Raw genomic sequence first — 22,069 nt, 5'->3', positions numbered from 1 at the left:
ATGGTTTTGAAGAACCGGATGACTGCGGAAGTCGGACAGCTTGTGAAAGTGCTGAGAGGTAAGGACGCGGGCACTCTAGGAGTGATCGTCGAGCTGGTGGATGATAAATTTGTACTTATTGCAGACGGCTGCAAAAGAAAATTTGATTCGGCCAAGCGTAAGAGCCTTTTGCATCTTGAGCTCTTGCCTTACATCAGCAGCGAGGTTGTAAACAGTTTAAAGGAAAGCGGTCGGGTGACAAACGGAAAACTGCGTCATGCAGTAATTGCGTATAAACAGTCCACCGAAATTTATACCGAAGAGAAAGGAGACTGACTGTGGCTAAAGAGGATGTCATTGAAGTCGAAGGCACGGTGATCGAGCCGCTGCCGAATGCTACTTTTAAGGTTGAGCTGGAGAACGGTCATCAAATTCTCGCCCATGTTTCCGGTAAGCTGCGGATGCACTTTATCCGTATTCTGACAGGAGACAAAGTGGTCGTACAATTATCGCCATATGATTTAACTAAGGGTCGTATCACTTACCGTAAATAGATTCCATACCGCTAATTCATGAATTCGTGGTATGATAATAGAGTTGAGCTTTATCTGTAGAGCTTAACGAATGCTGCGAAGAGGGTTTTGCGTAGCAAAACTGGGTGAAATGCTTTGAAGCCAGTTTTACTCCGTAAAACTTCATCTATGCTTTGAAGCCAGTTTTACTTTCGTAAAACTTTGAGGAGGTAATAAACATGAAGGTAAGACCTTCTGTAAAGCCTATGTGCGAGAAATGCAAAGTCATTCGTCGTAAAGGCACTGTTATGGTAATTTGTGAAAATCCGAAACACAAACAAAAACAAGGTTAATGAAGGGGGTGTAGCGTAAAATGGCTCGTATAGCTGGAGTGGATTTGCCACGTGATAAACGCGTTGAGATCGCCTTGACTTACATTTTCGGAATCGGTAAGACGACTTCCCAGAAAATTTTGAGCACAACAGGCATCAATCCTGATACTCGCGTTCGGGATCTGACAGAAGATGAGGTTAGCAAACTTCGTGAAACGATCGACAAAGAGGTCAAAGTAGAAGGCGACCTGCGTCGTGAAATTTCCTTGAATATTAAACGTTTGATCGAAATCGGCTGCTACCGCGGCGTGCGTCACCGTCGTGGCCTGCCTGTTCGCGGACAACGTACGAAAACGAATGCCCGTACTCGTAAGGGTCCTCGTCGTACTGTAGCGAACAAGAAGAAGTAAGAAGGAGGGATAACAGACAATGGCTAAACCGAAAAAAGTCGTACGTACTAAACGTCGTGACCGTAAGAATATTGAATCTGGAGTGGCTCATATCCGTTCCACTTTCAACAATACGATCGTTACGATTACCGACCCACACGGAAACGCGATCTCCTGGGCTAGCTCAGGCGGTCTCGGATTCAAAGGTTCGCGTAAATCTACTCCATTCGCTGCGCAAATGGCTGCAGAATCCGCTGCCAAAGCTGCAATGGAACATGGTATGAAAACTGTTGAAGTTATGGTTAAAGGTCCTGGCGCCGGCCGTGAAGCTGCAATCCGCTCGCTTCAAGCTGCAGGCCTCGAAGTTAACATGATTAAAGACGTAACACCAATCCCGCACAACGGATGCCGTCCTCCAAAACGCCGTCGTGTCTAATGAAGCCAGCCTTAGTGTGGTATAACCGCATCGCAACTTGGTAAGAATGGATGTTTAGGCATACTACATGACTGACTCACAGGTGACAGTTTCATAAGGAGCGACGTTTCGAAGGAGGGTAATGCAGTGATAGAAATTGAAAAGCCAAAAATTGAGACCGTAGACGTTAACGATGAAGGCACTTATGGGAAGTTTATCATTGAACCGCTTGAGCGGGGATATGGAACGACTCTCGGCAACTCGCTTCGCCGGATTCTACTTTCTTCTCTTCCAGGTGCAGCGGTAACCTCGGTTCAAATCGATGGTGTTCTTCATGAGTTCGCGACCATCCCTGGCGTCATGGAAGACGTTACGGAAATCATTCTGAACCTGAAAGCTCTCTCGCTAAAAATTCACTCGGACGAGGAGAAGGTGCTCGAAATCGATGCTGAAGGCGAGGGTGCTATCACTGCAGGTGATATTCGTGCGGATAGTGATGTGGAAATCCTCAATCCGGAATTGCATATTGCTACGCTGGGTCCGGGATCCAGACTTCACATGCGAATTTTCGCTAACCGTGGACGCGGTTATGTGAAGGCTGACTTGAACAAACGTGATGATCAGCCAATCGGCGTCATCCCAGTCGACTCGATCTATACCCCAATTTCCCGTGTGAACTACGTTATTGAGAACACACGTGTTGGTCAAGTAACGAACTATGACAAGCTGACTCTTGAAGTATGGACGGATGGAAGCATTCGCCCAGAAGAGGCAGTAAGTTTGGGAGCGAAAATTTTGACCGAGCATCTCTACTTGTTCGTAGGCCTTACGGACGAAGCTAAAGATGCTGAAATTATGGTTGAGAAAGAAGAAGACAAAAAAGAGAAAGTTCTTGAAATGACGATTGAAGAGCTAGATCTCTCTGTTCGTTCTTACAACTGCCTCAAACGTGCCGGTATTAATACCGTGCAAGAGCTGACTACGAAGACCGAAGAAGATATGATGAAAGTCCGGAACCTTGGACGCAAATCTTTGGAGGAAGTTCAAGAGAAGCTCGAGGAACTTGGTTTGGGATTGCGTACAGAAGAATAGTTTACAGATCGTCTCAGCAAAGGGAGGGAAAAACATGGCATACCAAAAGTTGGGACGTGACTCCAGCGCTCGTAAAGCACTGTTTCGTGACTTGGTAACGGATCTGTTCTTGTATGAACGTATCCAAACTACTGAGGCTAAAGCAAAGGAAGTTCGTTCTATTGCGGAGAAACTGATCACGAAAGCTAAGCGTGGTGATTTGCATGCACGCCGTCAAGTAGCGGCATTCGTTCGTCGCGAGTCTATCGATGGGGAACAAGATGCAATCCAAAAGCTGTTTTCTGAATTGGCTACTCGTTACGCAGACCGTCCAGGCGGATACACACGTATCCTGAAGCTTGGAACACGTCGTGGTGACGCTGCTCCAATCGTGTATTTGGAACTGGTTGACCGCGCTTAAGTAATCAACTTCCCTGCCCCTTATGGGATCTAAGAATATCTTGGAACACCCGCAATCGTTATAGATTGTGGGTGGTTGTAGGGATAACATATAGAGCGACTGCGCGGATGAGCTTGGCTCTGCCCGCGGCCATCTGCCCCGGGTAAGCCATCTGGTTTGCACGGGGTTTGCTCTTTTTTAATGTAAATTGATACTTGGTTCATTAATCGATAATGCCACTCTCTGTTAGCGGGCGAGGACTCACTCTGCATGCAGGGAGTTTTAGTGTGTCAGCAGCTATGGGATGGCCGAGAGAAGAACTTTGAAGGTAATTTTAAATTACCCTAATTGTAGGCCTCTTACTCCGGGGATGTTTCCCGGTTATTAAGCGTGAATCCCCTAGAAGCTTCCCAAGCAGCCGGAGAAGATCGTGGGAAGGGGTAGAGCATGCGGAATTTATGCATGACCGTCAGTTTTGATGGTACAAGTTATTACGGCTTTCAATCACAGCCTGGCGGTAACACGATTCAGGATGTGATCGAACAGGCTCTGCAAGGATTAACAGGCGAGAAGATCAAAATCATCGGATCTGGTCGAACCGATGCTGGTGTACATGCCCGAGGACAGGTGTTCAATTTTCTTACAGACTCAGCTATTCCTACTGAGCGCTGGAGTATGGCTCTGAATGGCCGGCTTCCTAAGGATATTGTAATCGTAGATACCAGAGAGGTACCTGAAGGGTTTCATGCGAGGCGTTCAGCGAAGCGTAAGACCTATAGATACACGATTAATGCTAATCAGTTCGTCGACGTATTTCAGCGGCACTACCAGTTCCATCATCCAGGCAAGCTTAATGTGTCAGCCATGCAGGAAGGTTTGAAGTACCTAATAGGTACCCATGATTATACCTCTTTTGCATCTAGACACTCGACAAAGCCCAGTCATATCCGAACTATTTATGATGCTTTTATAACTGTTGATACGTCCAGCTGTCGTCCGGATTCACGAGATCAAGGGATAATTGAATTCTATATTACGGGCAATGGCTTCCTACAGCATATGGTTCGCATTATTATGGGAACTTTGCTGCAGGTGGGGGAAGGGAAAAGGACTCCACAGGACATAGCAGATATATTGGCCGCTCGTAATCGGAGTGCTGCAGGACCGACTGCGGTAAGCCATGGCCTGATGCTCTGGCAGGTAGAGTACGATTATACGCAAGCTTTCCCTGATCCGCTGTCGGAAATAGGTATGGAGTCAGATGAAGATGAGGATGAGGAATGAAACCTCAGGAGTTCTTCCCGCGTAGTAGTTACAAACTATTCTGAGGAGGAAAAACCTATGAATTGTCCTGTCTGTGATTCTGTTCGTATGAGGGAAGTCGAGAAGGATGGCGTATTGATCGATGTATGTCCTAGCTGTAAAGGAGTATGGCTGGACCGTGGGGAATTAGACAAGCTTCTGGAGGGAATCCGTGAGCTTCGCCCCATGTATGATGAGCATTATGAACAATCTTATAGGGAGCGGCAGCCGGAGTATGAAGCATCGGGGCAATACCGGGATGATGATTATCACCGTTCCAAGCACCACAAGAAGAAGAAACGGTCGGTATTAGATGTTTTCGGAGACCTGTTTGATTAATCCGAAAAATCACTTGCTTATTCAACGTTTATCCTGTAGAATAAAAGTTGTGTTTTCTTGATGGCTATCCCACAGCCCCGACCAAGAATTACACAATCATTGCTGTAAATATGTTTTACCAACCATTGAAAATTAATCTTTGAAACGAACATAAATATGTAACTTGAAGCTGTTAAATCGGCAGATATTGCATACTAAAAGACGATTTGTTTAGAGAATGAAGGAGGATCATTTCATGCGTACCACCTATATGGCGAAGCCAAACGAAGTAGAGCGCAAATGGTACATCGTTGATGCCGAAGGCAAAACTTTGGGCCGTCTGGCAAGTGAAGTTGCCGCTCTGATCCGTGGTAAGAACAAGCCACAATTCACTCCACATGTTGACACTGGAGATTTCGTAGTTGTTATCAACTCCGAGAAGATTGCTTTGACAGGTAAGAAAATGCAAAACAAGAAGTACTATCGTCACTCCCTCCATCCGGGCGGTTTGAAAGTGACAACGGCTCAAGAACTGATCAAGAACAAGCCTGAGCGTGTAATCGAATCTGCTGTCTACGGTATGCTTCCAAAGACACGTCAAGGTGAGAAGATGAAGCTTAGACTGAAAGCTTACGCAGGTACTGAGCATCCACATGCAGCACAAAAACCTGAAGTTTACGAACTTCGCGGGTAATTAAAAGGGAGGACAGTTTCATGGCACAAGTACAATACTATGGGACAGGTCGTCGTAAACATTCGGTAGCTCGTGTTCGCCTTGTACCGGGTGAAGGACGCATTGTCATTAACAAACGTGATATCAATGAATATTTCGGTCTGGAAACTCTTAAACTGATCGTTAAGCAACCTCTGACTTTGACAGAGACGCTGAACAGCTACGATGTATTGGTTATCGCTCATGGTGGCGGTATTTCCGGTCAAGCTGGTGCGATCCGTCATGGTATCTCTCGCGCTCTGCTGAAAGCAGACCCTGAGTTCCGTCCAGCTTTGAAGAAAGCAGGATTCCTGACTCGTGACCCTCGTATGAAAGAACGTAAGAAATACGGCCTCAAAGCAGCTCGCCGTGCTCCTCAGTTCTCGAAACGTTAATATCCCTTGTGTATCAAGGAATCAAAGCCCTTGGCCTTTATGGTCAAGGGCTTTTGTTTTGCCATCAGGGACCATCGTGGCCCCAACATATATATGAGTAACTTGTGGGAGTAGGGGGAGTGCGTCGTAGCAGAGAGGGAATATAGAAAAGCCCGGAAAGAGATCCCCAGGCTTTCCTGTATTGTCGAATCGCTATGAGGAATATGCACAAATTTTTAGGCCAGGAGCGATGCTCGTAAGCCGAATTTCCTTTTAGACCATGGTCTCATAACTGGTTGTACCACTGTAATGATGTCTATGGGGCTGGCTCCCATTCACGGTCGTATAGCCTTCAAAATAATGTATATGATTACCGCCGGGTACCTCAATCGCAGGTCCGGTAACACCGCTAATCATGTGGGTATGGCCGGCATCAAAAGATGTAACTGTTCTGTACGTATGGGTGTGAGGCACCCCTGAAGGGGCTGGGGAGGTAACTGCGGCGTAATGGTGATGATGCCCGACGTCAAATGAGGTTACGCCTTTAAGTTGATGAACATGCTGAACCGGCTTTCCATTCCAAGAGGTAATATATAATTTGTGAGAATGACTGCCGTCTTGTTCGTTAGAATGGTATACATAACCTTTTATAGGAATATGACTCATAATCTCATCTCCTCGTGTTTTTCTTACAGATTATGTGTAAGTAGCCACTATAAATAAGACGGATGCCTAGTGTCGGCTTTATTTATTTAATTTTCTTCTGTTAAAAGAACATGGACACAGAGATAACTGAATCACTCGTCCTATACAGGCTGAGTATAATTGTCCACCTTGTCCCATATACATGTTACGAAGCATTATGGGGCGAAAGGTGGCTTTTTTTATGAAGAACAAGGATAAAAGGGTAACCGTGTGGATTTCACTAAGTCATGTGAAGAGGGTGATCTATAGTATTATTTTGCTTGCGCTTCTGGTTGGGGTATTCATTTATGAGATCCCCTCTTCCAAAGTATCGAAGTATTGGAATCTGCCGCTTGCGGGACAGGTGATTGCTCTTGATGCAGGGCATGGGGGGCCTGATGGGGGTGCAGTCAGCAAGGAAGGAATTATCGAGAAGGATATCAATTTGTCTATAGCCCTTTATTTACGGGATTATCTCCAGCAGGCAGGGGCTATCGTCTATATGACGAGAGAGGTGGATAAGGACCTTGCAGGTGCAGAGACAAAAGGATATAGCCGGCGTAAAACAGAGGATCTGCTGCAGAGGGTTCGGTTTGTTGAAGAGAAAGAGGCAAAACTCATGGTGAGTATACACATGAACAGCATCCCATCCAACCGCTGGAGGGGCGCTCAAGTTTTTTACCATTCCAGTCATCCGGAGAGCAGTGTCTTTGCAGAGCTTGTGCAGGACGAGATTAAGCGCAATTTAGAGAATACGGATCGTGTGGCTAAAAGTGCGGATTATCCTTATCTGCTTAAGGCCCTGAAAATTCCTTCGGTATTGGTCGAAGTTGGATTCCTATCTCATCCCGAAGAGGCCAGACTTCTCGACGATGATACGTATCAGCGTAAGGTAGCAGCTTCCATCTATAAAGGGATTCTGCGCTATGAAGCGGGGGAGCGGTCTCATTCCAGTGACTCAGCACAAAAGTCTGGGAAATGATATAATGATAATAAAGCAAATGTGAAAAATGAGGTGCGTGTATTTTGGTTACAAAAGAATGGATACAAGCAGCTTTACGTCCAATTGCGGATCCGAAGCTCGGTCGCAGTCTCGTAGAGATGCAGTGGATTCGAGATATTATGATCAAGGAAGAGAGGATATCTCTGACCTTAGTCAGCCAAGACAAAGACCATGCTGCGAATGAAGCCATAGAACGGGAAATCCGTGAGCGCCTGCAGCAAGCCGGAATACAAGAGGTACATATTCGTATAAGGAACGCTTCTGAAAGCGAGCTTGCTGAAGCAGGTTATTCTCAAACACATCCTACTCAGGATACGGACAAAGCCCCTTTGAAGGGTCATGGAGCCGGTTTGGAATCGCTACCTCTGCTTGATCCAAATAGCAAGGTTAAATTTATTGCGATAGCTAGCGGAAAAGGCGGGGTAGGCAAGTCAACGGTTACTGTGAATCTAGCTGCGGCATTAGCCCGAATGGGTCAGCGGGTAGGAATAATCGATGCGGACATTTATGGCTTCAGTGTGCCAGATATGATGGGGATAGAGGAAGTTCCACATGTTGAGAATGGCCAAATGCTTCCTGTAGAGCGATTTGACGTCAAAGTCATGTCTATGGGTTTCTTTGTTAGAGAGAACAACCCTGTCGTGTGGCGGGGCCCTATGCTCGGCCGTATGATTCGCCAGTTCCTTAGTGAAGTGAATTGGGGAGAGTTGGATTACATGCTTCTGGATTTGCCTCCTGGGACAGGCGATATAGCTCTAGATGTTCATCAGATCCTTCCACAGAGCAAGGAGATCATTGTCACAACGCCGCATGCTACGGCCGCTTATGTGGCTGCCAGAGCGGGAGCTATGGCCATTCAGACAGACCATGAGATTGTGGGCGTAGTGGAGAACATGGCATTTTACGAGTGCACTTCTTGCGGTGAAAGAGAATATGTCTTTGGAAAAGGAGGAGGAGCGCGACTGGCAGAGACGCTGAGTACGGATCTGCTTGCACAAATTCCATTAGGCAGCCCTGACAATCATCCTTCTGAGCCGGACTTTTCTCCTTCTGTGTATAAAGATGATACTCCAATCGGAAGAAGATATGATGACCTTGCAGCGGTCGTTATTCAAAAATGCAAAGAAGACTGACTCTTAGAGCCAGTCTTTTTTTATGATTGATGGAGAATGGTGGATTTAGGCTCCCCCACCCTGTCCACCACCGCCACCACCTAAAGCTCCGCCCTGGCCTCCGCCTTGTCCGCCTTGGCCTCCTTTAGAGGCGCCTTGCTGACCACCTTGCGATTTTGGCTGAAGCTGTTCTTGGACGACCGTTTTTAACAGTTCCATAACCTCCATACGAAATAGGGGGCTCTGCATTGTTTCTTGCATGACAGTCATAGTTTGCTTGCGAAAGTCTGGGGTTTGGGTTAAATCCAGAAACATTTTACTCACTTCGGGCGACTTCATAATTTCGCTAACCGACTTTTGATAAGTTGGATCCTTAATCAGCTGCATGTGAAGCTGCTTGCTCTCTGAATTGATTGCTTTGGCAAAATCTCCTGCAAACTTAGGGTCCTTCATAATGTTTTCGATTTCTTTCTTGTACTCTGGAGAGATCATCGTGTCTTTGACTGCTAACCGAAGCTGGTCAGAGGTCTGGGAAGGCATAATCATTTTGATGCCCATAGTGCCGCCAGATCCCCCAGATCCTGAATCTGAGCCGCTGCCTCCAGAGGAGCCCCCGCTTTGACCACCCGATGTAATGGACTCCATAATCGCTTTCTTACCATCATCACTTTTGAGGATATCTAATATCATGGATTTAGTCTCTTTATATCCGCCTTGTGAGGAGGAGGAAGAGCTTTCTTCCGCTCCACATGCGGTTAAGGGGATAATGAGGATACAAATGAGACAGATCGCACGGCAGTAACCCTTTCTCCTGCTCAAGGTTCCTTCCTCCTTAGAAAATCATCTCTCGCTGACTGTATTATGCGATTTGGAGAGGGAACTTATGCTCTTACAAATCATGGTTATAAAAAAACCGTTTTCCGAAGAAAACGGGGAGGAGGACTATAAACCTATAGCTGTTTCATATTGGCGCTGTATCCAAGCTTGATCTTTAACTTCATTGCCCTTAACCTCAGATTGGTTTAGTAAATCCGTCACTGAGACGAATTCATACCCTTGGCTCTGAAGCTGATCTATAATTTCAGGAAGTGCTTCATGGGTCTGTTTGGAGGCATCGCTGGCATGCATCAGTATAATATCTCCAGGATGAGCCCGAGATACTACTCGATTAACGATGGTATCCACACCTTTATTCATCCAATCCTGGGAGTCGGTATCCCATTGAATAACCTTAAATCCCATACTGTCTGCGATCCGCAATACACGCTTGTCGAAATCTCCATTGGGCAGGCGCAGAAGATCAGGGGCTTTACCAGTAGTCTCAGCCAGTATGGCCTTTGACGTTTTTAACTGCTCTACAATTTCCTCCTCGCTTAATTGACTGTAATTGGTATGCTTATGACCATGGCTTCCAATTTCATAGCCTTGTGCCTGAATTGTCTTTATAATTTCAGGATGACTTTTGCTCCATGGGGAGGAAAGGAAAAAGGTAGCTTTTTGGATGTTTTTCTCCTTCAGCACATTTAGAATGGGCTCGGCTCTCTTGTCTCCCCAGCTGATATCGAATGTCAGGGCGATTAATTTTTTCTCGGTAGATACGCTGTAAACTGCGGAAGGATTGTTTTCGGAGAAGACGCTAATATTTCCGCTTTCCACATAGACGACACCAGCTGCCATAATTGCTGCAGCAAATACAAAGAACAGCCGCTTAATCTTCCTACCATTCATGACATAAAAAAAATTGTTCATTCCTTGGCCTGCCCCTCTCTGGTTTGAAAATATACGTAGGTATCTCCACAACATGCTTAAGTCTCAATTGGTATAATGTATGCTTGGACCCTCTTTCGATATGACAGCTTGGTCATGATTTTCTGGGGAGGAAATATTGAAATGAAACAGTTTGTATTAGAAGAAAAGTTGAAGAGTGGAGGAAAACTAAAAGCATATGTCAGTACACCGGTTTGCTAAGGATCTGATCAAGTATCGAAAGTCACTTCTATTGTCGGTTTTTCTCTTTGCGGCGGGAGTCTATTGGGGTACAGTAAACGCTGAGTTCTTGCAGCAGTTTATAGGAGCGCAGGTTGAGAAGCTCGGTGAAATAAGCTCCCAATTGAAGACAGAGAGCAATCAAGAGTTAAGCTTTTTTAGGTTCATTTTTATTAACAATGCAGTTAAAGGAGTATTGGTTCTATTCACAGGGGCTCTTCTGGGCATCATTCCAGCGTTATTTATGGTGATCAATGGAATGGCGATTGGTTATGTGCTGCAGACGGCTGCTCAGGGAGGAGAAGATATTACTAGGCTCATTGTTCAAGGTTTACTTCCACATGGCATTATTGAAATTCCGGCTATTATGATTGCAGGAGCCTTTGGTCTGCACTTTGGATACAAGGTCTGGAGGAGCATAGGAGAAGGATTAACAGGGAGGAGAAGCGACAAAGAGAGCTGGGGAGCGTTTATGGGTTCAGCCATAAGGGCATCGTTCTGGATCATTGTGCTGCTTCTGATTGCGGCAGGAATCGAGAGCACGATAACGCTGTACTTGATTCGCTGATTAAGAAAAATCAGTGTGAATTTAGCTGAGGAATCATATTTTTACAAAAATGTGAGCATAACAATAAAGCTGTTATTCAGAAGCGGGTTCATGCCAACATGAATAGGGGTAATCAACCTTACTAGGACCCTTACCCATACTAAATTTACATTGCAGTGGAGCTAAAGGAGAGATGGATATGCTTGGAATGCTATTAAACGAGAAAGAATGCAGGGAACTGGATTATGTGCTGCGCAAGGAGCTTGATGAGATGCTTTTTGATTTAAGTGACCAGAGGCTAGATCAGGAAGTACGGAATGCTATAGCCAAAAGATATAATACCGTATTCAGAATGTATGCCCGCTTTGCTCCTTCCAAAGAGCTTTCAAAATATGCAAGACGTAATAAGGCAATGCCCGTCAAGCAGTAGTATAAAATTGGATGTTGACTATCTGGGCGAATATATGATAAATTAATTTCCGTTCCCTTTTGGGAGCAACTCGGCAAGAGCATGAATTTTAATAAGTAATAAATAAATTAAAAAAACTCTTGCAAAACGAAGTAATACATGATATATTATAAAAGTCGCCGCTGAGATGCGGTGATGATGAAAAGCGAGAAAGTTTGATCTTTGAAAACTGAACAACGAGTGAGATATAAATGAGAAATAACGGATGAATTTCAAATCCATCTCGATTTGAAATTCGATCCTTTCTCGTCAGTTTCAAAATGAGTCATCAGCTTATTCAATACATTTTCGGATGGTTATTTTCTCGAAGCAATTCGATGAAGATGTCACCTCGAAAAAACCTTATTGGAGAGTTTGATCCTGGCTCAGGACGAACGCTGGCGGCGTGCCTAATACATGCAAGTCGAGCGGAGTTAATTAGAAGCTTGCTTCTAAGTAACTTAGCGGCGGACGGGTGAGTAACACGTAGGCAACCTGCCTGTAAGACTGGGATAACTACCGGAAACGGTAGCTAATACCGGATACACAAGTTCCTCGCATGAGGGATTTGGGAAAGACGGAGCAATCTGTCACTTACGGATGGGCCTGCGGCGCATTAGCTAGTTGGTGGGGTAACGGCTCACCAAGGCGACGATGCGTAGCCGACCTGAGAGGGTGAACGGCCACACTGGGACTGAGACACGGCCCAGACTCCTACGGGAGGCAGCAGTAGGGAATCTTCCGCAATGGACGAAAGTCTGACGGAGCAACGCCGCGTGAGTGATGAAGGTTTTCGGATCGTAAAGCTCTGTTGCCAGGGAAGAATGCTTGAGAGAGTAACTGCTCTTGAGGTGACGGTACCTGAGAAGAAAGCCCCGGCTAACTACGTGCCAGCAGCCGCGGTAATACGTAGGGGGCAAGCGTTGTCCGGAATTATTGGGCGTAAAGCGCGCGCAGGCGGCCATTTAAGTCTGGTGTTTAATCCTGGAGCTCAACTCCGGGTCGCACTGGAAACTGGGTGGCTTGAGTGCAGAAGAGGAGAGTGGAATTCCACGTGTAGCGGTGAAATGCGTAGAGATGTGGAGGAACACCAGTGGCGAAGGCGACTCTCTGGGCTGTAACTGACGCTGAGGCGCGAAAGCGTGGGGAGCAAACAGGATTAGATACCCTGGTAGTCCACGCCGTAAACGATGAATGCTAGGTGTTAGGGGTTTCGATACCCTTGGTGCCGAAGTTAACACATTAAGCATTCCGCCTGGGGAGTACGGTCGCAAGACTGAAACTCAAAGGAATTGACGGGGACCCGCACAAGCAGTGGAGTATGTGGTTTAATTCGAAGCAACGCGAAGAACCTTACCAGGTCTTGACATCCCTCTGACCGGTACAGAGATGTACCTTTCTTTCGGGACAGAGGAGACAGGTGGTGCATGGTTGTCGTCAGCTCGTGTCGTGAGATGTTGGGTTAAGTCCCGCAACGAGCGCAACCCTTAACTTTAGTTGCCAGCAGGTCAAGCTGGGCACTCTAGAGTGACTGCCGGTGACAAACCGGAGGAAGGTGGGGATGACGTCAAATCATCATGCCCCTTATGACCTGGGCTACACACGTACTACAATGGCCGGTACAACGGGAAGCGAAGGAGCGATCTGGAGCGAATCCTAGAAAAGCCGGTCTCAGTTCGGATTGCAGGCTGCAACTCGCCTGCATGAAGTCGGAATTGCTAGTAATCGCGGATCAGCATGCCGCGGTGAATACGTTCCCGGGTCTTGTACACACCGCCCGTCACACCACGAGAGTTTACAACACCCGAAGTCGGTGAGGTAACCCGCAAGGGGGCCAGCCGCCGAAGGTGGGGTAGACGATTGGGGTGAAGTCGTAACAAGGTAGCCGTATCGGAAGGTGCGGCTGGATCACCTCCTTTCTATGGAGAATCGTCTTCGGTGGTGAAGACATTCAAATAAAGCCCTTGGGCTAAACACCTGCTTTCGAAGTAGCTTTACTTTGTAAAGCTTGTGATCTCACTCGTTGGTCAGTTTTGAGAGCTCAAACTCTCAAAATGGATCTGCATGAATTTCATCAACCCAATGGGATTGACCGAAATTCACACAGGTCGCAGTTTCTATGAAACTGCTTTGATCCTTGAAAACTGGATAACGAAACGAAATTGCGTTTTAGAAACATTTCTTTAGCTGAAACTTGTGATCGAAGAGAACAAGTGAAGTGATAGCTACAGAGCGAGGTATTTTGGAGACGATCGATCCTTTGTGAGTGGGTTTCAACTTTGATTCATTTCAATCGAGAAACCAAGGAACAACAGAGCGTATCGGCCCAAAATCCGAGCGATTAGGTTAAGCTATTAAGAGCACACGGAGGATGCCTAGGCGCTAGGAGCCGAAGAAGGACGTGGCGAACAACGATACGGCCTCGGGGAGCTGTAAGCAAGCTTTGATCCGGGGATGTCCGAATGGGGAAACCCGGCTGGTGTAATAGCCAGTCACTCATACCTGAATACATAGGGTGTGAAGAGGCAGACCAGGGGAACTGAAACATCTAAGTACCCTGAGGAAGAGAAAACAAGAGTGATTCCGTCAGTAGCGGCGAGCGAACGCGGAACAGCCTAAACCAGAGAGCTTGCTCTCTGGGGTTGTGGGACGTCTCACATGGAGTTACAAAGGATTAGGGTAGGCGAAGAGGTCTGGAAAGGCCCGCTAGAAGAGGTAAAAGCCCTGTAACCGAAATTCTAATCCCTCCGAGACGGATCCCGAGTAGTGCGGGGCACGTGAAACCCCGTATGAATCCGCCAGGACCATCTGGTAAGGCTAAATACTCCCTAGCGACCGATAGCGAAGCAGTACCGTGAGGGAAAGGTGAAAAGCACCCCGGAAGGGGAGTGAAACAGAACCTGAAACCGTGTGCTTACAAGAAGTCAGAGTCCTCTATATGGATGATGGCGTGCCTTTTGTAGAATGAACCGGCGAGTTACGTTCCCGTGCAAGGTTAAGGTGAAGAGCCGAAGCCGCAGCGAAAGCGAGTCTGAATAGGGCGAGTTGAGTACGTGGGCGTAGACCCGAAACCGTGTGATCTACCCCTGTCCAGGGTGAAGGTGCGGTAACACGCACTGGAGGCCCGAACCCACGAACGTTGAAAAGTTCGGGGATGAGGTGGGGGTAGCGGAGAAATTCCAATCGAACTCGGAGATAGCTGGTTCTCCCCGAAATAGCTTTAGGGCTAGCCTCGGAAGAAAAGAGTCGTGGAGGTAGAGCACTGATTGGGTGCGGGGCCCGCCAAGGGTTACCAAGCTCAGTCAAACTCCGAATGCCATGGACTCATATCCGGGAGTCAGACAGTGAGTGCTAAGATCCATTGTCAAAAGGGAAACAGCCCAGACCATCAGCTAAGGTCCCCAAGTGTGTGTTAAGTGGGAAAGGATGTGGAGTTGCACAGACAACCAGGATGTTGGCTTAGAAGCAGCCACCATTTAAAGAGTGCGTAATAGCTCACTGGTCGAGTGACTCTGCGCCGAAAATGTAACGGGGCTAAACACACCACCGAAGCTATGGCTTGATATGAATGTATCAGGGGTAGGGGAGCGTTGTATGTAGGTTGAAGGTGTACCGTAAGGAGCGCTGGACAGCATACAAGTGAGAATGCCGGTATGAGTAACGAAAAGATCAGTGAGAATCTGATCCGCCGAAAGCCTAAGGGTTCCTGAGGAAGGTTCGTCCGCTCAGGGTAAGTCGGGACCTAAGGCGAGGCCGAAAGGCGTAGTCGAAGGACAACAGGTGGAAATTCCTGTACCACCGTAAACCGCTATGAGCGATGGGGTGACGCAGCAGGGTAGTGACGCGGACTGATGGATGTCCGTCCAAGCAGTGAGGCTGGTGTGTAGGCAAATCCGCACACTTTAAGGCTGGGCTGTGATGGGGAGTGAAAATTACAGTAGCGAAGGTCATGATCTCACACTGCCAAGAAAAGCCTCTAGCCAGGTGAAGGTGCCCGTACCGTAAACCGACACAGGTAGGCGAGAAGAGAATTCTAAGGCGCGCGGAAGAACTCTCGTTAAGGAACTCGGCAAAATGACCCCGTAACTTCGGGAGAAGGGGTGCCTCGGTAGGGTGAATAGCCCGAGGGGGCCGCAGTGAAAAGGCCCAAGCGACTGTTTAGCAAAAACACAGGTCTGTGCGAAGCCGCAAGGCGAAGTATACGGGCTGACGCCTGCCCGGTGCTGGAAGGTTAAGGGGAGCGGTTAGGGAGTAATCCCGAAGCTGTGAACCGAAGCCCCAGTAAACGGCGGCCGTAACTATAACGGTCCTAAGGTAGCGAAATTCCTTGTCAGGTAAATTCTGACCCGCACGAATGGCGTAACGACTTGGGCGCTGTCTCAACGAGAGATCCGGTGAAATTTTAATACCTGTGAAGATGCAGGTTACCCGCGACAAGACGGAAAGACCCCATGGAGCTTTACTGCAGCTTGATATTGGACTTTGATACGATTTGTACAGGATAGGTGGGAGCCTAGGAAGCCGGAGCGCCAGCTTCGGTGGAGGCGACGTTGGGATACCACCCTGATCGTATCGGAGTTCTAACCTGGTACCGTAATCCGGTGCGGGGACAGTGTCAGGTGGGCAGTTTGACTGGGGCGGTCGCCTCCTAAAGAGTAACGGAGGCGCCCCAAGGTTCCCTCAGAATGGTTGGAAATCATTCGAAGAGTGCAAAGGCAAAAGGGAGCTTGACTGCGAGACTGACAAGTCGAGCAGGGACGAAAGTCGGGCTTAGTGATCCGGTGGTACCGCATGGAAGGGCCATCGCTCAACGGATAAAAGCTACCCTGGGGATAACAGGCTTATCTCCCCCAAGAGTCCACATCGACGGGGAGGTTTGGCACCTCGATGTCGGCTCATCGCATCCTGGGGCTGAAGTAGGTCCCAAGGGTTGGGCTGTTCGCCCATTAAAGCGGTACGCGAGCTGGGTTCAGAACGTCGTGAGACAGTTCGGTCCCTATCTGTCGTGGGCGTAGGAAATTTGAGAGGAGCTGTCCTTAGTACGAGAGGACCGGGATGGACGCACCGCTGGTGCACCAGTTGTTCCGCCAGGAGCACAGCTGGGTAGCTAAGTGCGGAAGGGATAAGCGCTGAAAGCATCTAAGCGTGAAGCCCCCCTCAAGATGAGATTTCCCAATTAGTAAGACCCCTTGAAGACGACGAGGTAGATAGGCTGGGGGTGGAAGTGCAGCAATGCATGGAGCTGACCAGTACTAATCGGTCGAGGGCTTATCCTAAAATGACCCCACAAAGTGAAGAAAAGGCTGACGAAGCTTATTCCGAGTACTTTGGCGGGGCCCAGAGAATAACTAGAACGCAATGAAGTTTCGTATCCAGTTTTCAGGTGATCAAACATCTGAAGAATTGTGGGTAGATATCAAGGTTTGATATTTTCTCGCAGGTTGTTTTTGAAGGTGGGTTATTTTCCTTGATGAATTTCAGGGAGCGATAGCGACCGGAAAAAACCTGTTTGGTGGCGATAGCGGAGGGGTTCCACACGTACCCATCCCGAACACGACCGTTAAGCCCTCCAGCGCCGATGGTACTTGGACCGCAGGGTCCTGGGAGAGTAGGACGCCGCCAAGCGAACTTAATATTATTCCCTGATAGCTCAGTTGGTAGAGCACTCGACTGTTAATCGAGTTGTCACAGGTTCGAGTCCTGTTCGGGGAGCCACCTGCTCTCATAGCTCAGTAGGTAGAGTGCATCCATGGTAAGGATGAGGTCACCGGTTCGATCCCGGTTGAGAGCTCCATGATAAGGCCCGTTGGTCAAGCGGTTAAGACACCTCCCTTTCACGGAGGTAACAGGGGTTCGATTCCCCTACGGGTCATTCCAATACGGAGGCTTAGCTCAGCTGGGAGAGCATCTGCCTTACAAGCAGAGGGTCGGGGGTTCGAACCCCTCAGCCTCCACCATTTATTGAAAAGTGAATTTGTTTCAGGCATCAAAGAAATCCTTTGATGGGGATTAGCCAAGCGGTAAGGCAACGGACTTTGACTCCGTCATGCATAGGTTCGAATCCTATATCCCCAGCCATATGAGCCATTAGCTCAGTTGGTAGAGCACCTGACTTTTAATCAGGGTGTCGAAGGTTCGAGTCCTTCATGGCTCACTTTTCAAATGTGCGCGTGTGGCGGAATTGGCAGACGCACTAGACTTAGGATCTAGCGTCTTTGACGTGGGGGTTCAAGTCCCTCCACGCGCACCATTATTTATGCGGACGTGGCTCAGCGGTAGAGCATCGCCTTGCCAAGGCGAGGGTCGCGGGTTCGATTCCCGTCGTCCGCTCCATGCGCCCTTAGCTCAGCTGGATAGAGCGTTTGACTACGAATCAAAAGGTCAGGAGTTCGAATCTCTTAGGGCGCGCCATTTTTTTATTGTTTGTCGGGATGTAGCTCAGCTTGGTAGAGCACCTGGTTTGGGACCAGGGGGTCGCATGTTCAAATCGTGTCATCCCGACCATCATATTTTGCGGGTGTAGTTCAATGGTAGAACTCCAGCCTTCCAAGCTGGTAGCGTGGGTTCGATTCCCATCACCCGCTTCATACATAAGCAAGGCATCATCGTTAGCGATGATGCTTTTTGTCAAAGTAACACACTGCGATAGAAAATAATCGCAGTTGTCTTTTTATCCTATCATTTTATCGCTTTGACGTGTTATAGTATGAAGAGGTCCTGAATACCGAATGCAGTTCTTGCTCATTTTATATATTTGACGAGTATTCGAGGCATAACCAGTATTTTAATGAAGCTTTTCAAGTCTTGATATTGTATGATGTTAGAAAAGCGTAAAGCAATTTGGACTACGGGATGAAATGGGAGGAGAAGCATGACTGAGTTAACGGTAACTGCCAACAAGAGTAATTCCAACAACCTGCTGCGGCGCGATATCCGTTTTTTGGGCAATATATTAGGAGAAGTCCTTGTCCATCAAGGCGGCAATGAGCTCTTAGATATTGTCGAAAAGATACGTGAGGCGAGCAAGTCGCTGCGCGCTGTGTTCTTGCCAGAGCTGCATGAGGAATTCAAGCAGCTGGTCAATACGCTTGAACCTGAAATCCGTCATCAAGTGATCCGGGCTTTCGCTATTTACTTTCAACTAGTTAATATTGCTGAGCAGAATCACCGGATTCGGCGGAAACGCGATTATGAGCGTTCTGCTGGAGAGGCCGTTCAGCAAGGTTCAATCGAAGCTTCCGTCAAGGATCTTAAAGAGCGTGGCTTTACCTATGAGGAGGTCCAGGATATTTTGCAGGGGATGTCCCTGGAGCTGGTTATGACAGCACATCCAACAGAAGCTATGCGTAGAGCGATTCTTGATATTCATAAACGGATCGCTGATGATGTGATGATGCTGGATAATCCGACTCTTACTTTCCGCGAGCGGGAGCAGCTTCGCGAGAAGCTCCTAAATGAAGTCATTACTTTGTGGCAGACAGATGAGCTGAGAGATCGGAAGCCAACCGTACTGGATGAGGTCCGCAACGGCATGTATTATTTCCATGAAACCTTATTCCATGTCCTGCCTGATGTTTATCAGGAGTTGGAGCGCTGCTTAAGTAAGTATTATCCGGAGCATTACTGGCATGTGCCAGCCTATCTTCGTTTCGGATCCTGGATTGGTGGGGACCGGGATGGGAACCCATCGGTAACCGCGAATGTCACCTGGGAGACTTTGAGAATGCAGCGGAAGCTAGCTGTGAGAGAATACCAGCGGATTTTGACGGACCTATTCAAATACTTAAGCTTCAGTACATCCATTGTTAATGTTACAGATGAGCTGCTAAGCTCGATTGAGCAGGATAGCGCCCAAGTCATTCTCAATAAGACTCCAGAATGGACTAATGAGAAGGAACCTTACCGGATTAAGCTGACGTATATGACTGAGAAGCTCTATAATGTGCTGGATTCATCTAAGAAGGGAACACCAGCTCAATACAGTGAACCCGAAGAGTTTATTAAGGATTTGAAAATCATTGATCGCAGCCTGCGACATCACTACGCCGATTACGTCGCGGATACTCATATCCGCAATTTGATTCGTCAGGTTGAGCTGTTTGGATTCCATACAGCAACTCTGGATATTAGACAGCATAGTAAAGAGCATGAAAATGCGATGACAGAAATTTTGGCACATATGAATATTGTCGAGAATTACTCTTTGCTCGGGGAGCCGGATAAGGTTAAGCTGCTCGAGCAGCTGCTTAATGATCCACGGCCTCTAACGTCTCCTTATCAGGAGTACAGCGAGAACACAACGGAATGCCTTGAGGTGTACCGCACCGTTTACAAGGCACAGCAGGAGTTCGGCAAGAAATGCATCTCCAGTTATTTGATCAGTATGGCTGAGGCAACAAGTGATGTGCTGGAAGTCATGGTCTTCGCCAAAGAGGTAGGGCTGTTCCGTCAAGAAGCGGATGGTTCTGTCACTTGTACGCTGCAATCCGTGCCGTTATTTGAAACGATAGATGATCTTCATGCAGCGCCTGCTATTCTGAAGGAACTGTTCAGCATTCCGGTATACCGTGAGTCGGTAGCTGCAATGAACGATCTCCAAGAGATCATGCTTGGATACTCTGACAGCAACAAGGACGGCGGGGTTGTTACGGCAAACTGGGAATTGCGAGTGGCTCTTAAGGAGCTTACTGCTACGGCCAAGGAATTCGGCATTAAGTTGAAGTTCTTCCATGGCCGCGGAGGAGCTTTGGGCCGTGGAGGAATGCCGCTCAACCGCAGCATTCTGGTGCAGCCGCCGCAGACGATTGGCGGAGGGATTAAGATCACGGAGCAGGGAGAAGTCATTTCGTCCAGATACTCCCTTAGAGGCATTGCATACCGGAGTTTGGAGCAAGCAACCTCTGCGCTGCTTACGGCAGCTGTAGCGGCACGTCTGCCGGAGCAGAATGACCTCTACGAAGAGAAATGGGAGCAGATCGTAGCAGGAATCTCTGAGACGTCGCTTCATAAATATCAGGATTTAATTTTCCGGGACCCGGACTTTATGAAGTTCTTCAAGGAATCAACACCGCTGCTTGAGGTGGGTGAGCTTAACATCGGTTCTCGCCCATCGAAGCGTAAGAATAGCGATAAGTTCGAAGACCTGCGTGCAATTCCATGGGTTTTTGCCTGGACACAGAGTCGTTATCTGCTGCCTGCATGGTATGCTGCGGGAACAGGGCTTCAGCAGTTCTACCAGAATAATGAAGAGAATCTGAAGATCATGCAGGATATGTATGTGAACTTCCCGTTCTTCCGTTCGCTGATCGACACCCTTCAATTCGCCATTGTTAAGGCAGACCTCGTTATTGCCAAGGAATATGCCAATATGTGCGATGATCCGGTGATCAAAGAGCGGATTTTCGGTCAAATTGAAGAGGAGTTCAATTTGACCAAGTCCTTGATCCTGAAGATCACAGGAGTGGAAGAAATTTTTGATCATGAGCCAGCTCTTCAAGAGTCGATTCGCCAGCGCAATCCATATGTGGATCCGCTCAGCTATTTGCAAGTTCAATTGCTGACAGAGCTTCGCTCCCTTAGAGCACAAGAACAGGATGACGCTGTTCTGCTCCGGGAAGTGCTTCTTACGATCAATGGAATTGCTGCAGGACTTCGGAATACTGGCTGATATAAGAGAAGCTTCAACGGGTACGCTTCACTGCGTACCCGTTTTTGTTGTTGAAGGAAGCTTTTTGATTTACCTTGCATTTTAAACTTATCTGAATTACCATTTGGAATGAAGTGTCGTCCGTAGAGGGTATTGTATGTGGACGGGGACGACAAATGTGAACCGGGATTAAGCCCGTCAGCGGGATCTGGGGGATAACGGATGGTTGAACATTTTGATACGAGATTGGTCAAGCTGGCCCGTAAAGGGAACCAGGAAGCTTTCGCTGAGCTCGTAGAGCTGTATAAGGACAAGCTTTATCATTTAGCATACCGCATGTTAAATAACCGGCATGAAGCCGAGGATGTCGTGCAGGAGACCTTCCTGCGTGTACATAAGAACTGGATGCGTTACGATGAGAATCAGAAGTTCTCTACCTGGATATACCGTATTGCAACGAACCTCTCTATAGACCGACTGCGTAAGCGCAAGCCAAGCTATTCTTTGGATGCGGAATTGAACGATCAGGAGGGCACCGATGGTTACGCACTCATCCCGGGAGATGAACGTACACCGGAGAGTGAGTATATGCTGTCGGAAACCCAGCAGAGCATCCATCAGGCGATAGACAGCCTGCCTGCGAAGTATAAGTCGGTGATGATTCTCCGTTATCTGCAGGAGATGTCTTTGCAGGAAATTGGGGATACTTTAGGCATGCCCGTAACGACGGTCAAGACCCGTGTCCATCGGGGGCGGGAGTTTTTGCGCAAAAAGTTAGAATCTTCTAAATTTTTTATTTGAATTTCCTGAAACGCTTCGAATCCTGATGCGTATTTAAA

At 47.7% G+C, this 22,069-nt stretch carries 20 protein-coding genes, 11 tRNA genes and 3 rRNA genes; 31 read left to right on the top strand and 3 right to left on the bottom strand.

All coding sequences use genetic code 11. The annotated features are described in order from the left end of the window. The 11 genes from DCC85_RS19415 to rpsI all read left to right on the top strand — a co-directional run bounded on the left by DCC85_RS19415 (window position 1) and on the right by rpsI (window position 5,825). Entirely contained in the window at window positions 1-315 is a 315-nt protein-coding gene (locus tag DCC85_RS19415; RefSeq protein WP_108467034.1) for a KOW domain-containing RNA-binding protein, read from the top strand. A 2-nt stretch (window positions 316-317) separates the two neighbouring features. Next, window positions 318-533, top strand: coding sequence for a translation initiation factor IF-1 (infA, locus tag DCC85_RS19410; protein ID WP_006212898.1), 216 nt, complete (start codon window positions 318-320; stop codon window positions 531-533). A 197-nt stretch (window positions 534-730) separates the two neighbouring features. Continuing rightward, complete coding sequence (gene rpmJ, locus DCC85_RS19405) at window positions 731-844, top strand: 50S ribosomal protein L36 (RefSeq protein WP_026688601.1); 114 nt, start codon at window positions 731-733, stop codon at window positions 842-844. A gap of 20 nt (window positions 845-864) precedes the next feature. Continuing rightward, window positions 865-1,233, top strand: coding sequence for a 30S ribosomal protein S13 (rpsM, locus tag DCC85_RS19400; RefSeq protein WP_108467033.1), 369 nt, complete (start codon window positions 865-867; stop codon window positions 1,231-1,233). Window positions 1,234-1,252: 19 nt separating this feature from the next. Next, a complete protein-coding gene (gene rpsK, locus DCC85_RS19395; protein WP_009226663.1) occupies window positions 1,253-1,648 on the top strand; it encodes a 30S ribosomal protein S11 in 396 nt (131 codons plus the stop codon). A gap of 126 nt (window positions 1,649-1,774) precedes the next feature. After that, a complete protein-coding gene (locus DCC85_RS19390) occupies window positions 1,775-2,719 on the top strand; it encodes a DNA-directed RNA polymerase subunit alpha (RefSeq protein ID WP_108467032.1) in 945 nt (314 codons plus the stop codon). A 34-nt stretch (window positions 2,720-2,753) separates the two neighbouring features. Then, entirely contained in the window at window positions 2,754-3,119 is a 366-nt protein-coding gene (rplQ, locus tag DCC85_RS19385; RefSeq protein ID WP_108467031.1) for a 50S ribosomal protein L17, read from the top strand. 426 nt (window positions 3,120-3,545) lie between these two features. Continuing rightward, a complete protein-coding gene (gene truA, locus DCC85_RS19380) occupies window positions 3,546-4,382 on the top strand; it encodes a tRNA pseudouridine(38-40) synthase TruA (protein ID WP_108467030.1) in 837 nt (278 codons plus the stop codon). Between the two features lie 57 nt (window positions 4,383-4,439). Beyond that, a complete protein-coding gene (locus DCC85_RS19375; protein WP_108467029.1) occupies window positions 4,440-4,739 on the top strand; it encodes a TFIIB-type zinc ribbon-containing protein in 300 nt (99 codons plus the stop codon). A gap of 235 nt (window positions 4,740-4,974) precedes the next feature. Further along, the gene (rplM, locus tag DCC85_RS19370; protein WP_108467028.1) at window positions 4,975-5,412 is read left to right on the top strand and encodes a 50S ribosomal protein L13; all 438 of its coding nucleotides are present in this window, start codon (window positions 4,975-4,977) and stop codon (window positions 5,410-5,412) included. 20 nt (window positions 5,413-5,432) lie between these two features. Next, complete coding sequence (gene rpsI / locus DCC85_RS19365; protein ID WP_108467027.1) at window positions 5,433-5,825, top strand: 30S ribosomal protein S9; 393 nt, start codon at window positions 5,433-5,435, stop codon at window positions 5,823-5,825. A 252-nt stretch (window positions 5,826-6,077) separates the two neighbouring features. Here rpsI and DCC85_RS19360 read toward each other — a convergent pair whose 3' ends face one another. Then, window positions 6,078-6,470, bottom strand: coding sequence for a YmaF family protein (locus DCC85_RS19360; protein ID WP_108467026.1), 393 nt, complete (start codon window positions 6,468-6,470; stop codon window positions 6,078-6,080). Window positions 6,471-6,690: 220 nt separating this feature from the next. On the opposite strand from DCC85_RS19360, the gene cwlD reads away from it, so the two are divergent. Next, the gene (gene cwlD, locus DCC85_RS19355; RefSeq protein ID WP_108467025.1) at window positions 6,691-7,470 is read left to right on the top strand and encodes an N-acetylmuramoyl-L-alanine amidase CwlD; all 780 of its coding nucleotides are present in this window, start codon (window positions 6,691-6,693) and stop codon (window positions 7,468-7,470) included. A gap of 44 nt (window positions 7,471-7,514) precedes the next feature. Further along, a complete protein-coding gene (locus DCC85_RS19350; protein ID WP_108467024.1) occupies window positions 7,515-8,624 on the top strand; it encodes an Mrp/NBP35 family ATP-binding protein in 1,110 nt (369 codons plus the stop codon). Window positions 8,625-8,669: 45 nt separating this feature from the next. Here DCC85_RS19350 and gerD read toward each other — a convergent pair whose 3' ends face one another. Both gerD and pdaB read right to left on the bottom strand, forming a co-directional pair. Further along, the gene (gerD, locus tag DCC85_RS19345; RefSeq protein ID WP_108467023.1) at window positions 8,670-9,422 is read right to left on the bottom strand and encodes a spore germination lipoprotein GerD; all 753 of its coding nucleotides are present in this window, start codon (window positions 9,420-9,422) and stop codon (window positions 8,670-8,672) included. 123 nt (window positions 9,423-9,545) lie between these two features. After that, window positions 9,546-10,352: a polysaccharide deacetylase family sporulation protein PdaB gene (pdaB, locus tag DCC85_RS19340; RefSeq protein WP_108467022.1), complete on the bottom strand. Its 807-nt coding sequence runs from the start codon at window positions 10,350-10,352 to the stop codon at window positions 9,546-9,548. A gap of 196 nt (window positions 10,353-10,548) precedes the next feature. Here pdaB and DCC85_RS19335 point away from each other — a divergent pair, with 196 nt between their 5' ends. The 18 genes from DCC85_RS19335 (at window position 10,549) to sigW (ending at window position 22,031) form a co-directional block, all read left to right on the top strand. Further along, window positions 10,549-11,157: a stage II sporulation protein M gene (locus DCC85_RS19335; RefSeq protein ID WP_108467021.1), complete on the top strand. Its 609-nt coding sequence runs from the start codon at window positions 10,549-10,551 to the stop codon at window positions 11,155-11,157. A gap of 178 nt (window positions 11,158-11,335) precedes the next feature. Next, window positions 11,336-11,566, top strand: coding sequence for a hypothetical protein (locus DCC85_RS19330; RefSeq protein WP_108467020.1), 231 nt, complete (start codon window positions 11,336-11,338; stop codon window positions 11,564-11,566). Window positions 11,567-11,947: 381 nt separating this feature from the next. Beyond that, window positions 11,948-13,503: ribosomal RNA gene (locus DCC85_RS19325) — 16S ribosomal RNA — on the top strand. A 425-nt stretch (window positions 13,504-13,928) separates the two neighbouring features. After that, a 23S ribosomal RNA gene (locus DCC85_RS19320) occupies window positions 13,929-16,860 on the top strand. Between the two features lie 232 nt (window positions 16,861-17,092). Beyond that, window positions 17,093-17,209, top strand: a 5S ribosomal RNA gene (gene rrf / locus DCC85_RS19315). The 16S, 23S and 5S rRNA genes sit together here with 11 tRNA genes alongside, the layout of an rRNA operon. Window positions 17,210-17,223: 14 nt before the next feature. Continuing rightward, window positions 17,224-17,299: transfer RNA gene (locus DCC85_RS19310), tRNA-Asn, on the top strand. A 3-nt stretch (window positions 17,300-17,302) separates the two neighbouring features. After that, a tRNA-Thr gene (locus DCC85_RS19305) sits at window positions 17,303-17,378 on the top strand. A gap of 6 nt (window positions 17,379-17,384) precedes the next feature. Then, window positions 17,385-17,456, top strand: a tRNA-Glu gene (locus DCC85_RS19300). A 9-nt stretch (window positions 17,457-17,465) separates the two neighbouring features. Further along, window positions 17,466-17,541: transfer RNA gene (locus tag DCC85_RS19295), tRNA-Val, on the top strand. A 46-nt stretch (window positions 17,542-17,587) separates the two neighbouring features. Further along, a tRNA-Gln gene (locus DCC85_RS19290) sits at window positions 17,588-17,662 on the top strand. Window positions 17,663-17,665: 3 nt separating this feature from the next. Continuing rightward, a tRNA-Lys gene (locus DCC85_RS19285) sits at window positions 17,666-17,738 on the top strand. Window positions 17,739-17,750: 12 nt separating this feature from the next. Next, window positions 17,751-17,834, top strand: a tRNA-Leu gene (locus DCC85_RS19280). Window positions 17,835-17,842: 8 nt separating this feature from the next. Next, window positions 17,843-17,917, top strand: a tRNA-Gly gene (locus tag DCC85_RS19275). 1 nt (window position 17,918) lies between these two features. Further along, window positions 17,919-17,995, top strand: a tRNA-Arg gene (locus DCC85_RS19270). Between the two features lie 16 nt (window positions 17,996-18,011). Then, a tRNA-Pro gene (locus DCC85_RS19265) sits at window positions 18,012-18,088 on the top strand. Between the two features lie 9 nt (window positions 18,089-18,097). After that, a tRNA-Gly gene (locus DCC85_RS19260) sits at window positions 18,098-18,168 on the top strand. 287 nt (window positions 18,169-18,455) lie between these two features. Beyond that, window positions 18,456-21,251 carry a phosphoenolpyruvate carboxylase gene (gene ppc / locus DCC85_RS19255; protein WP_108467019.1) on the top strand — a complete coding sequence of 932 codons (2,796 nt, stop codon included), beginning with the start codon at window positions 18,456-18,458 and terminating at the stop codon, window positions 21,249-21,251. A gap of 201 nt (window positions 21,252-21,452) precedes the next feature. Next, the gene (gene sigW / locus DCC85_RS19250) at window positions 21,453-22,031 is read left to right on the top strand and encodes an RNA polymerase sigma factor SigW (protein ID WP_108467018.1); all 579 of its coding nucleotides are present in this window, start codon (window positions 21,453-21,455) and stop codon (window positions 22,029-22,031) included. The last annotated feature ends 38 nt before the right edge of the window (window positions 22,032-22,069 follow it).

The sequence above is a fragment of the Paenibacillus sp. CAA11 genome (genome assembly GCF_003060825.1).
Lineage (GTDB): Bacteria > Bacillota > Bacilli > Paenibacillales > Paenibacillaceae > Fontibacillus.
This window is presented reverse-complemented; position numbering and strand designations above follow the sequence as displayed.